The sequence below is a fragment of the Iodobacter sp. genome (genome assembly GCF_025352645.1).
Taxonomy (GTDB): Bacteria; Pseudomonadota; Gammaproteobacteria; order Burkholderiales; family Chitinibacteraceae; genus Iodobacter.
The window spans coordinates 19,912-32,850 of the sequence record NZ_JANXSO010000175.1 but is presented as its reverse complement, the minus strand read 5'-3'; the positions used below and the strand labels follow the sequence as shown (position 1 = coordinate 32,850).

The following is a 12,939-nucleotide window of genomic DNA, read 5'->3' as shown; positions in this document are numbered from 1 at the left end:
CAAAGCCTGACTAAGCCTAACATAGCACTGCCATATTTTGGCATGCCCGAGTCGCTCGAAATGCCTGTTTTCTCTCCTTATTTGCAACGCTTCATATCTTTTATGCACTGGCATTACCGCCTTTTGCTGCGCCTGCTTGCTGCAGCGGGTTTGTTACTGCTTGCGGTTATTTTGGCTTGGCAGTTTTATGTTTTGCCTCGCCTCGATGAGTATCGGCCATGGCTGGTGCAAAAGCTGGAAAACACGACGGCAAGCCAAATCAGCATGGGACGATTGTCTGGTGGCTGGCACGGTATTCATCCTTTTGTGCGGATTGACGAGTTTAAAGTACATAAAGGCAGCCTGCCTGGCTTGCAGCTCACCTCGGTCGATGCTGATTTATCTTGGTGGTCTTTGCTGCGTGGAGAGTTACTATTTAGCCGCTTAGCCACCGTTGCACCTCAGCTTACTTTACGCCGAGATCAAGCGGACACGTGGTTTGTTGCGGGTTTTCAGGTGCAAGCGGGGGCCGCTAAAGACGACAATCGCTTTATTAATTGGTTACTAGCACAGGGCGAGTTAACCATCACGGGCGGCCAGCTTAGTTGGCTGGACGAGAAAACCAGTGCTAGCGAGCAAGTGTTCACCGCTCTAGATTTAGATATCAAACAACGATTTGGTCGGCACCAATTTGAGGTTTCCGTAAAACCACCCGTAGCCCTTGCAGATACTCTGGCTTTGTCGGGTAATTGGCATGGTAATGATGTGGGCGAATGGCGGGATTGGTCGGGCCAGCTCAAGCTCGATTTCCCGCGTGTGGATTTAAAACAACTCTTTGAGCAATTGCCCACGCCGTGGCTGAGCCGTTTGACGGGGGAGGGGGGCGTGCGAGCCACGCTGCATTTTGCGCAAGCGCGCATTGAAAAAATTGATACGCAATTAAAGCTTAATCAACTCGCTGTGGCTTGGCCCGATGCTCCACAGGCTTTGTATTTGCCTATTTTTGAGGGCGGTTTTATTTGGCAGGATGATCAGCGCGAGCAGTCCTTACGTGTAAAGGCCGCGCATATCGCAACCTCCAGCGGTGATCTTTGCCAAACGTGTAGCGTGAACTATCGGCGCGATAAGGCGGGTACGCAGTATTTAGATGGCCAATCCATCCGCCTCAATGGATTGGCAGCGCTATCGGCATGGCTGCCTGCTGATTTTCAAGACGCCAGCCTAAAGGGAAAAGTGGATCAGTTTAGTGCCCGCTGGCAAGGCCCATGGCAGAGCGCCAAGCTATTTAGCGCAGAAATCGATGCCAAATATTTAGAGCTAGCTTTGCCACAGCTGGGGCTACCTCAGCTGGGCCGCTTTGATTTAAACGCAAAGTTTGATCAAGCAGGTGGTAAGGGCAGCCTAACGAGTAATGATCTATCGCTGACGATTCCAGCGCAATTTCTGGAGCCCTTACACTTTGATAAGGCGGGGTTCGCTGCTTCTTGGCAGCGAGCAGGTAAGGGCTGGAAGCTGGATGTGGCTAAGGCAGCCTTTGCTAATGGCGACACGGATATTCGTGCCAATGCCCAATATCTATGGTCAGGCTCTGGCTTAGGTTACTTAGATTTAAAAGGTGATATTCGTGAGCTGCCAGCTAAACGTGCCTATCTCTATTTGCCTAGAGCCGCAGGAGATGAAACCTTAGCGTGGCTAAAAACATCGCTATTGAGCGGCAAGGCGGTGAATGGCCGTGCCCAATTGCGCGGTAATTTGCAAGATTTTCCTTTCCGTAATCCAAAAGATGGTGTGTTTAGAATTACTGCCGATGCAAGGGATGTGGGGCTTTCTTATGCAGATGATTGGCCAAGCATTGAGCATATTGATGCTGCGCTCGATTTTCATGGGGCGGCGATGGACATCCACGCTAAAAAAGGCAAGATTTTTGGTGCAGAGCTGCGTGATGTGGCGGTATCGATTGCGGATATGAATAGCGATTCGCCGCTATTAAAAGTGAAAGGTAAGGCGCAGGGGCCAACGAGCGAGTTTCTACAGTTTGTGCATCAAAGCCCCGTTAAAGAAAGTACCTCTGGCTTTACTGATGATTTAAAGGCGAGTGGTAATGGCGAGCTGGTTTTGGAGTTGTCCTTACCCTTAGAAAGCACCGATGCAAGCAAGATTACTGGCGAATATCACTTTGTAGATAATCAGCTCGATTTTGGCGGAGCCGTGCCTTTGCTGGCTAAAGCGGCGGGGCGGATTGCATTTACTGAACACACGCTCACGATTAAAGACGCAAAAGCGCAGGCTTTAGGCGGAGGATTAAAGCTCTCTGGTGCTAGCAACGCCCAAGGTAATTTACTACTGAATATGAATGGACAGGCCGAGATCCAAGACGTGGCTGATCGCTATGGCCTGCCATTTAAACAGCGCTTACACGGTAAAGTGCCCTATCAGGCAAGCCTGAGTGCAGGGCAATCGCAGTTTGCCTTAAGTGTTCAGTCGCCCTTGCAAGGCTTAGCTGTTGATTTACCTGCACCTATGGCAAAAATGAGTGGGGAGAGCAGGCCAATGCGTTTGCGTATTAAAGGGGGGACACAAGAGGCAACTCAACTTGAATGGGCTTACGATAAAAGCCTGCAATTACAACTATTACTGGGTAATCCGCCAGCACAAGCTGCGTTGGGAAACCAGCCGCCGATAGAGGCTGTTAGTAAGCTGAAAGGGCAATTGGTGTTGGGCGCGGGGGCTTTGCCCGCCATGCCTAAGGCAGGGATCAGTGTGTCTGGGAACTTGCCTGAGCTGAATGTGCAAGCTTGGCTCGATTTAGCTGACGAGATTAAAACAGAGCCAGCAGGTGCGCGCCCCTCACCTTTTGCTGTGGATCTACGCATTAATCGTCTGATGGGCTGGGGAAGACAGCTCAATGAATTTAAGCTCAAAGCGCAGGAGCAGAACGATGCAAGCTGGAAAGGCTTGGTAGATAGTAAAGAGTTGGCGGGCGCTTTTGACTGGAGTGCAAAAGATAAGGGCAAGTTAAGTAGCCGATTAGGCAAGCTGTGGTTGCCTTTCCCTGTTTATGGCACGGTGTCCCTTGCTACGCCTTTACAGCAGTTGCCTGCCCTTGATTTGGCCGTGAACGATTTCCGGTATAAAAATTTTATTCTGGGTAAGCTGGATGTGAATGCAGTTCAGCAAGGAGAAAACTGGCGTTTGAATGGGGTGAGTATCAGTAATCCAGACGGTAAGCTAAACATGAGCGGCGTCTGGGCAAAAAGCCTGAGCCGCACCAGCGGTAATTTTTCGATTGAAACTGAAAATTTTGGCAAACTACTCACCCGCCTAGGCGTGCCAGACACCATGCGCCGTGCTCCCGCTAAATTAAGTGGCGACGTGGCATGGGATGGCGAGCTGTTTCCACCAGATTTGTCCACCTTGCAAGGTAAGCTGCGGGTGGATGTAGAGGCGGGTCAGTTCGCTAAGATTGATCCTGGTGTGGGGCGCTTATTATCGATCTTAAGCCTGCAATCCTTGGCGCGCCGCGTGCAGCTCGATTTTAGAGACGTGTTTTCGGAGGGGTTTGAATTCGATTCCATTCGGGGCGATAGCGTGATCGACCGAGGCGTGGCGCACACCGATAATTTGGTGATTGCAGGCCCAGCAGCACAAGTATTATTTAGAGGGGATGCTAACTTTATGGCCGCCACACAAAATTTACGCGTGCGGATTGTGCCGGTGATTGGGGATAGCGTGGCGGTGGCGACAACGATTATTAACCCTGTAATAGGGGTGGCAACTTTCTTACTGCAAAGGGTGTTTAAAGATCCGCTCGGCCAGTTGGTGGCTTACGAGTACGACATTACCGGCAGTATGCTAGACCCACAAATTAAAGGGGTGAGTAGCCCATTAAGCCGCCTGCCCTTTGCCAGAAATAAATAGGAGCCAATGATGAATACACTGATTGCAGCAGCGATTCAAATGGTCTCTGGGCCTGAAGTAAAGGTCAATTTAGCCACTGCCGCACGCTTAATTGGCGAGGCCGCTCAGAGTGGGGCGCAGTTGGTGGTGCTGCCTGAGTATTTTGCCATTATGGGCAAACAAGACAGTGATAAATTAGCGCTTAAAGAGCCGTTTGGTGATGGGCCTATCCAATCTTTTTTGGCCCAAGTGGCCATAGAGCATGGGCTTTGGTTGGTTGGTGGCACCGTGCCATTGACGTGTGATGATGCAACTCGCGTAAATAATAGCTGCCTTGTGTATTCGCCCGCAGGGGAATGCGTGGCGCGCTATGACAAGATGCATTTATTTGGTTTTGATAATGGCACTGAGCGTTTTTGTGAGGCCGATACCATTGCCGCAGGCCATCAGCCAATGGCTTTTGATACGCCATTTGGTCGCATTGGTTTATCGGTTTGTTATGACTTACGTTTTCCTGAGTTTTTTCGCGCTATGTTGCCGCTCGATTTTATTATCCTGCCTGCGGCTTTTACCCAAACGACCGGTGAAGCGCATTGGGAAGTGCTGCTGCGCGCCCGTGCTATCGAAAATCAATGCTATGTGATTGCCTCAGGGCAAGGCGGCGAGCACATTACCGGCCGCCATACCTTTGGTCATAGCATGCTGATCGATCCATGGGGCAAGGTGCTTGCCTGCCAAGCCAAGGGCGAGGGCGTAGTGCTGGCTGAATTAAAATCTAGCCAAATGGATAGAGTAAGACGCATCCTGCCGGCGTTGACGCATCGCTTGCTTTGAATTGAATAGCAAAAGGGGTTTGGATGCAGAGCATACAAAGATCACAGGGAAAAAACTTAAGCCTTCCCTGTGTGCCTATTATCACTGTGCCTACAGATCTTTTTTGCCTTAGGGGGATTTCTCGCCTTCCCTGCCTCTTGAAGATAGTGTGTAATACCTTTCAATAATCTGATTCACCCTTTGCGATGACACTCAATGACTCATTTAGAAACCGCCCGCCAGACGCTGCTCACCCCTTTTAACCTTGATGATGCCAAGCTAGATCAAGTATTTGGGCAGATGCTAACGCACGATATTGATTACGCTGATTTGTATTTCCAATACAGCCGCAGCGAGGCATGGAGTCTGGACGAAGGCATTGTGAAGTCAGGTAGCTTTAATATTGATACCGGCGTGGGGATTCGCGCCGTTTCGGGTGAAAAAACCGCCTTTGCCTATTCTGACGACATTAGCATGGCTGCCTTAAGCCAAGCTGCCACGGCAACACGAGCGATTGGCCGCCAAGGCGGGCAAAACACCGTGGCGTTGACGCGTGATGTGCTGGGCCATGCCTTGTATCAGCCCGTTGACCCGCTGGCCAGCCTTGATGAGCTGGCTAAAGTGGCCTTGTTAGAAAAACTAGAGCGTACCGCCCGTAGCTTAGATAAACGCGTGGTGCAAGTGATGGCCAGCCTAGCTTCTGAGTTTGAAGTGGTTTACGTAGCGCGCCACGATGGGCATCGCGCGGCTGATGTGCGCCCAATGTGCCGTCTTTCTATTCAAGTCATTGTGGAAGAAAACGGCCTGCGTGAGCAGGGTAGCGCAGGCGGTGGTGGCCGTTTTGCTTATGGCTACTTTGATGATGCCGTGGTGCTGGATTACGCTAAAAAAGCCGTGGATCAAGCGGTGCTCAATTTACACGCTCGCCCAGCACCAGCGGGTGAAATGACCGTGGTGTTAGGTTCGGGCTGGCCGGGTATTTTATTACACGAAGCCATCGGTCATGGTTTAGAAGGCGATTTTAACCGTAAGGGCTCATCGGCTTTTAGTGGCAAGATTGGTCAGCAAGTTGCGGCAAAAGGCGTCACCGTGGTGGACGATGGCACAATTACTGATCGCCGTGGCTCGCTCAATATCGACGACGAAGGCAATCCAACCCAGCGCACCGTATTGATTGAAGACGGCATCTTAAAAGGCTATTTGCAAGACAGCCTGAATGCTCGTCTGATGGATATGCCGCTAACAGGTAATGGCCGCCGTGAAAGCTTTGCTCATCTGCCTATGCCACGCATGACCAATACCCTAATGGAAGGCGGCAGCGTGCCACCCGAAGAAATCATCGCTTCGATCAAGCGTGGTCTGTATGCCGCTAATTTTGGTGGTGGGCAGGTGGACATCACCAGCGGCAAGTTTGTATTCTCTGCCGCCGAAGCTTGGTGGGTAGAAGACGGCAAGCTGATGTATCCAGTGAAAGGCGCAACGCTGATTGGTAATGGCCCCGATGTACTCACCCGCGTATCGATGATTGGTAACGATATGGCGCTAGATCCTGGCGTGGGCACTTGTGGCAAAGAAGGCCAAAGCGTGCCCGTTGGCGTTGGCCAACCGACCTTGCGTATTGATGGTGGGCTTACAGTGGGCGGTACAGGCAGCTAATCATTTATAGGGCGGCGGTATGCCGTGCCCTGCTATTTTGTAAGGAAAGAAGATGGTGCATTTTCAGCAGATCGCGCTGAGCAATGGTTTGTTCTTAGGTGAAATTTTATTGGCATCGGCGAGGTTGAATGCGCAAAGCCTCGCCATGGTGTTAAAGATTCGTGAGCAAATAGAAAGCTGGCGTCATGATGAAAAAGTTGTGGCGGTGTTGGTGCGTGGTGAAGGCGAGCGGGCTTTTTGTGCGGGAGGCGATATTCGTGCACTTTACCATGCCATGAGCGACGCGGCTTTTGTGTATGAGGGGGATGATTTTTTTCGCCATGAATACGATCTTTGCCGTGAGTTACACCGCTTTCCAAAGCCAGTGCTCGCTTGGGGAAATGGCATTGTGATGGGCGGGGGCTGGGGTATTTTTGCGGCAGCCAGCCATCGTATCGTCACCGAATCTAGCATTTTGGCGATGCCAGAGATCAGCATTGGCCTGTTCCCTGACGTGGGTGCCAGTTTTTGGCTACAGCAATTAGAAGGCAAGATTGGGTGCTTACTTGCGCTAACCGGTAGCCGCTTAAATGCGGCTGATGCGCTGGCGTTTGGCGCGGCGGAGTTTGCTCTGCCAGCAGCTACGTTTGATTCACTAATAGGCGTGCTGCAAGATTTACCGTGGAGCGGGCAAGGCAAGCAAGATGCAGAGCTGGCCAGTGGGGCTTTGTCGGCGCTTTCTGCCGCATGGCCTTGCTCCTTGCCTACATCGGTGTGGCTGCCGCTGGCCGATGAAGTGGAACGCATCTGTGCGGGGGATGATTTGCTCGCTATTTGTGAGCGTATTCAAGCTTATCAAGGCGATGCTCCTGCCTTACGCCTTGCCGCTGAGCTGCAAGCGGCAGGCTCGCCGACTTCTATTTTTCTGACTTGGGAAATGGCGCGGCGAGCACAGACACTTTCTTACGATGAAGTGGTGGAAATGGAATGGCTAGGTGCAAGAAATTGTTTGCGCCACGGTGATTTTCATGAAGGTGTGCGTGCTAAACTGATCGACAGAGATGATCAGCCAAATTGGTCACCTAAAAAATTATCCCAAGTTAAATTGGCCGATATCGAAAGTTTCTTTAACGCAGCTTGAAACTTTTTTCAATCATACCAATCTACCTGACATACGCGGCCAGTCCGTGAGAATGGAGACACACGATAATGGAATTAAATAGCGTAGGCTATGGCAGCTCAGTACTGTCAACCGAGCGTAATCGCGTATTACGTAACACTTATTTTATGTTGGCGCTGACCATGGTGCCAACCGCAATTGGCGCTTACTTAGGTGTTGCCATGCAATTCCGCATGTCGCCAATGATGGGCTTTATTGTTTTTATGGCTGTTAGCTTTGGTTCTTTTTATGCCATTGAAAAAACCAAAGAAAGTGCAGCAGGGGTATTTATTCTGCTGGGCTATACCGGTTTTATGGGCTTGTGGTTATCGCAAATGCTGCAAAGGGCATTAAGCTTTAGCAATGGAGCAGAAATGATAGGTTTAGCTGCAATTGGCACGGGTGCTATTTTCTTTACCTTGGCCACAATTGCAACCGTTACCAAGAAAGATTTTTCCTTTATGGGAAAATTCTTGATGATTGGTTTGGTCGTGATCATCTTGGCGGCTTTGGCTAATATCTTTTTCCAAATCCCTGCGCTGTCGCTGACTATTTCAGCTGTAGCGGTGATGATTTTCTCTGGCTTTATTTTGTATGACGTTAGCCGCATCGTAAATGGTGGCGAAACCAATTATGTTAGTGCCACACTGAGCCTTTATCTGAATGTCTACAATCTATTTACTAGCCTGTTGCATTTAATTATGGCTTTTACTGGTAATAGCCGCGATTAATTTGCATGGCTTTGTTTTTACTGAAATCTAAGTTTTAAAAAATGCCGGAGCAGTGTTTGCTCCGGCATTTTTTTGTTATAAATCAGTGGGCTTTTACGCTCAGGGTTTTACCCTATGGGGGAATAAGCACAATGCACCCTATCCTCCACGCATGATTTCTTCCTTAATTCGCCGAATTGGCCAACATTGGCTCTGGTGGCTCGCTTATATATCGATCATTTTGGTCTTGTTGGCGTTGGCTAGCTTTGTTTGGTTAGATTATCGACAAGCGCGTAATGCTCAAGATACCGTCTTGTCGCAGGATTTACTTTGGCAGGAACAAGGTTTGCGTTTGCATTTACAAACCAATCAAAATGCGATTGAAAACCTAGCCTATGGCATTGCCGCCAATGCATTACGTGAAGAAGATTTTAGGGCAAGGGCGGATAGCTTATTGCGCGCATCACCAGAAATGCTTTCGGTTGATTATGTTAGTTCATCCGGTAATCGGGTTTGGGGGTTGCCTGCATATAGCTCGCGTCCTCAAAGCTTGGTGCCGCTGGATGATCCAATATTGCTTGAAGTGCTCGATGGCGCTGCAACCTTAGGCTATGTGTTGTATTCAAATGTGATTATGGCGGGTGAGCCTAAAGTCGCTCAGATTGTGTTGGTGGTTCCGGCATTTCGTGGCACGGTTTATTTAGGCTCGGTTTTAGCCTCCTATGCCTTACCCGCTATTTTGCAGCAGCGCGTGCCATGGTGGATGGTGCAGCGCTACGATTTATCCTTGTTAGATAGTAGTGGCAATGTGCTTGCTCCCCGTGATGCTCGCCTCAGTATGTCGGGTGTTAGCCGCTCAGTAGGCTTTGAGCCATTGGGGCATGGGCTTAAATTACGCGCCAGTGTGCGGCATGAAAAAACCTCGGTAACGCAGCTTTGGCTGCTCGGTGTGGTGTTTGCTTTACTGGTGGCATTGATCTTTGCGCTGCGTTTACTTAGAAAACGCATGCAGCAACGCCAACAAGCGGAAGACGCACTGCGTGATGAGATGCGTTTTCGTGCGGCAATGGAAGACTCCTTAACCACCGGCTTATTGGCGATTAATCCGGCTGGGCATTTAATTTATGCCAATTTGGCTTTTTGTAGCATGGTGGGACGCAGCCAAGTTGAATTGCTAGGCAAGGCCTCGCCTATGCCGTATTGGGCCCCTGAAGAGCTCAGTGTCTGTGCTAGTGCATGGCAATCTTTATTGTCGGGAGAATGCCCAAGTAATGGTTTTGCCTTGCGCTTTATGCGTCGAGATGGCGAGCGTTTTGATGTGCGGCTTTATTCATCACGCTTGGTAGATGGCCGAGGCGAGCATCGTGGTTGGATGGCCTCTTTATATGATGTAACAGAAATCAAGCGTGAGCGTGAGGCGCTGGCAGAATCACGTAAACAGCTGCTTACGGTGCTGGAAGGCTTAGATGCTGCGGTGTCCGTCTTTGATGTGAGTAGTGGCGTGGTGCGCTATCGTAATCGTCACCATAGCGATACCTTCCCGCTGTTTGCCGATGGCGAGTGCTGTATGTGGCCACTGCTGCCGCAGGGCGTATCAGAAGCGGAACGGCTTGATCCCGTAAGTGGGCGCTGGTTTTTAGTGCAGCGTCGCCGAATTCAATGGGTAGATGGTCATGTAGTGTGGCTAGAGATTGCGGCAGATATTACTGAAAGGCGGCTAGCAGCAGAAGAGGACCGAAGCCGTGAAGAAAAATTACAGCATACCGCCAGATTAGTCAGCATGGGCGAGCTTGCTTCTAGCCTTGCACATGAGCTGAATCAACCTCTGGCTGCGATTGCGGGCTATGCTGCAGCAGGCGAAGAGATATTATCACGGGATGAAAAAAATTCGGTACGGCATATCTTGGTCAAAATGGGCGAGCAAGCACGTAGGGCGGGGCAAATTATTAGCGGGATTCGTAATTTCTCATCAAGACGTGCATCTAAAAGTGAGGTGTGTGATTTCACTGAATTATTAGCCGTGCCAATACAGCTATTAGAGCCCATGGCCAGAAAATACCATAGTCGGATACTGATTGATTTAGATGATGATTTGCCCAAAGTAATGGGTGATGGCGTGATGTTGGAGCAAGTGCTGTTTAATTTATTAAAAAATGGCATGGAAGCGATGCTTGATACCCCAGTAGCGCTGAGGGAGATCAGAGTCAGTGCCGAGGTCGGTAAAGATTGGCTAGAGGTGTGTGTGGCTGATCGTGGTTCAGGGATTTCAGATCCTAGTAAATTGTTTCAATCTTTTTACACCAGTAAACCCGAGGGGATGGGGATTGGCTTGAATATTTGCCGCTCTGTGATTGAGCAGCATCAAGGGCATTTAAAGATTCAAGCGAATCCTGGTGGCGGCAGTTGCTTTATTTTTCGCCTCCCTATTGTTTTGTCTTAATCACTGATTGAGCTTTTACATATAGATTGAATAATTATGTGAGAAGTGATTACGTTTATTTCCTTGAGCTTTCGAATTATTACTATCTATTAAAGGTAATTGTATGCGACCTATTGCTGTAATTGATGATGACTCTGCTGTACGTGATGCACTACAAATTTTATTTGAAGCGCATCAATGGCCGGTGTTTGGTTTTGAGTCTGCAGAGCACTTTCTAAATGACGCCGATGCGGCAGATTATAGTTGCTTAATTATTGATGTTCGTATGACTGGTATGAGTGGTCTGGAGCTGTATAGCGAGCTAAAAACGTCCTTTTATTTGCCGCCAGTTATTTTCTTAACGGGCCACGCCGATGTACCCATGGCCGTTGCTGCAGTAAAAGATGGGGTAATGGATTTCTTGGAAAAGCCATGTGACTATGGCTTGTTGGTTTCTAGAATTGAAGCATGCTTGGCAAGGGATGAAGAGGCGCGTAGTGCTTGGAATGCCCGCCAATCCTTGGATGAGCGCTTAGAAAGTCTTACTCCGCGTGAGCGTGAGGTATTGCGCGAGCTATTAACTGGGCGGCTCAATAAGCAAATAGCCGATGAATTAGAAATCAGTATTAAAACGGTTGAAGTGCATCGTGCCCGTATCTATACCAAGCTAAAAGTGCGCTCAGCAGGAGGCTTAGCCGCCTCTTTAAAAGGAGTGCAAATTTCTGAGATTTAAGCCTAGGCCTACGGTTCGTGTTGTTGCTTATTAGTGAAGCGCAATAACGCGAACTGCTTTAAATATGCCGACTTAATAGGTGTAGCTTGGTGTTGTTAAACGAAGCCCAACAATATGTAAAGTCCCAAGCTAGTCATTTATATTCACATTCAAAATAAACTTTACTCCAATTTTAATAGGGTGTTCGCCCTAGGTTTATTGCCCAATCGTATTTTGCCTCATTTGAATTACTCTTGCCGTTGGCATAAGGTAAGTCCAGCGTACAGATTCACTTAAGTGCGTATTCAACAAGAGGAAATCGATGATGAAAAAACTGAAGGTGAGTTTACTGGCTGCTAGTTTTTCAATTGCATTTTCTGTGCACGCTGCCGATGTAGAGGTCTTGCATTGGTGGACTTCTGGCGGAGAAGCTAAAGCCGCCGTAGAACTTAAAAAAATGCTTGAGGCCAAAGGCCACAAGTGGAAAGATTTTGCAGTAGCAGGTGGGGCAGGGGATAACGCCATGACGGCGCTTAAAACCCGTGTGGTATCTGGGCAGCCACCGGCTGCAGCACAAATTAAAGGCCCATCGATTCAAGAATGGGGCGACGAAGGCGTATTAGCATCTCTTGATGATGTCGCAAAAAAAGAAGGCTGGGATAAGCTTCTTCCTCCTGTTGTGGCAAATGTGATGAAATATAAAGGCAGCTATGTTGCTGCCCCCGTTAATGTGCATCGGGTCAATTGGCTGTGGGTGAATCCTGATTTACTCAAAAAAGCCAATGCGAAAGTGCCAACAACGTGGGATGAGTTTTTTAAAACCGCTGATGCCTTGCAAAAAGCGGGTATTCAGCCCTTGGCCTATGGTGGCCAGCCTTGGCAGGATGCTACCGTGTTTGAAGCCGTTGCACTGGGTGTTGGTGGCAGTGATTTCTACAAAAAAGCTTTTATTCAGCTTGACCCCGCCACGCTACAAAGCGCCAATATGATTAAGGCACTTACAACCTACAAAAAACTAAAACCTTATACCGATAAAAATGCGCCTGGCCGTGAATGGAATCTAGCCACGTCTATGGTGATTAATGGCAAGGCCGCGATGCAAATTATGGGTGACTGGGCTAAAGGTGAGTTTTTAGCCGCAGGCAAAGTACCTGGTAAAGATTTCCTCTGTGTTCCAGCGCCTGGTACAGCGGCGGTATATACCTTCAATATCGATAGCTTTGCGATGTTTAAATTGCCGAATAAAGAGGCTGAAAAAGGGCAAAAAGATTTGGCGGTCACCTTGATGAGCCCAGAATTTCAAGAAATATTTAACTTAAATAAAGGCTCGATTCCGGTGCGCCAAGGCATGAATATGAGTAAGTTTGATGATTGCGGCAAAAAATCTGCCGAAGATTTTAAAGCAAGCTCTGCTAAAGGATCTTTGCTGCCATCTTGGGCACACGGTATGGCAATGCATTCTGCTACGCAGGGTGCGGTGGCTGATGTGATTTCGCAATTTTGGAATAATGATGCGATGACTGCTCAGCAAGCAAGCGTTAAATTAGCTGCGGCAGCAAAAATAAAGTAAACATGTAGACCCAAGGGGCGGCAATGCTGCCCCTTGCTGATTGCA

General features: G+C 49.0%; 8 protein-coding genes. All 8 read left to right on the top strand.

The features are described 5' to 3' along the window. The first annotated feature begins 42 nt into the window (after nucleotides 1–42). The 8 genes from Q0R17_RS19250 (at nucleotide 43) to Q0R17_RS19215 (ending at nucleotide 12,894) form a co-directional block, all read left to right on the top strand. Nucleotides 43–3,897, top strand: coding sequence for a YhdP family protein (locus Q0R17_RS19250; RefSeq protein WP_293938034.1), 3,855 nt, complete (start codon nucleotides 43–45; stop codon nucleotides 3,895–3,897). Nucleotides 3,898–3,903: 6 nt separating this feature from the next. After that, on the top strand, nucleotides 3,904–4,710 hold the full coding sequence (locus Q0R17_RS19245) for a carbon-nitrogen hydrolase family protein (protein ID WP_374759889.1): 807 nt from the start codon (nucleotides 3,904–3,906) through the stop codon (nucleotides 4,708–4,710). A 195-nt stretch (nucleotides 4,711–4,905) separates the two neighbouring features. Beyond that, complete coding sequence (tldD, locus tag Q0R17_RS19240; protein WP_293938032.1) at nucleotides 4,906–6,345, top strand: metalloprotease TldD; 1,440 nt, start codon at nucleotides 4,906–4,908, stop codon at nucleotides 6,343–6,345. A 52-nt stretch (nucleotides 6,346–6,397) separates the two neighbouring features. Then, nucleotides 6,398–7,465 carry an enoyl-CoA hydratase/isomerase family protein gene (locus Q0R17_RS19235; RefSeq protein WP_293938030.1) on the top strand — a complete coding sequence of 356 codons (1,068 nt, stop codon included), beginning with the start codon at nucleotides 6,398–6,400 and terminating at the stop codon, nucleotides 7,463–7,465. 68 nt (nucleotides 7,466–7,533) lie between these two features. Then, the gene (locus Q0R17_RS19230) at nucleotides 7,534–8,214 is read left to right on the top strand and encodes a Bax inhibitor-1/YccA family protein (RefSeq protein WP_293938028.1); all 681 of its coding nucleotides are present in this window, start codon (nucleotides 7,534–7,536) and stop codon (nucleotides 8,212–8,214) included. 151 nt (nucleotides 8,215–8,365) lie between these two features. Then, entirely contained in the window at nucleotides 8,366–10,633 is a 2,268-nt protein-coding gene (locus tag Q0R17_RS19225; RefSeq protein WP_293938026.1) for a PAS domain-containing sensor histidine kinase, read from the top strand. Nucleotides 10,634–10,736: 103 nt separating this feature from the next. Next, on the top strand, nucleotides 10,737–11,345 hold the full coding sequence (locus Q0R17_RS19220) for a response regulator transcription factor (RefSeq protein WP_293938024.1): 609 nt from the start codon (nucleotides 10,737–10,739) through the stop codon (nucleotides 11,343–11,345). Between the two features lie 301 nt (nucleotides 11,346–11,646). Continuing rightward, nucleotides 11,647–12,894 (top strand): ABC transporter substrate-binding protein, encoded by a 1,248-nt coding sequence (locus Q0R17_RS19215; RefSeq protein ID WP_293938022.1) that lies wholly within the window; start codon nucleotides 11,647–11,649, stop codon nucleotides 12,892–12,894. Nucleotides 12,895–12,939: the final 45 nt, after the last annotated feature.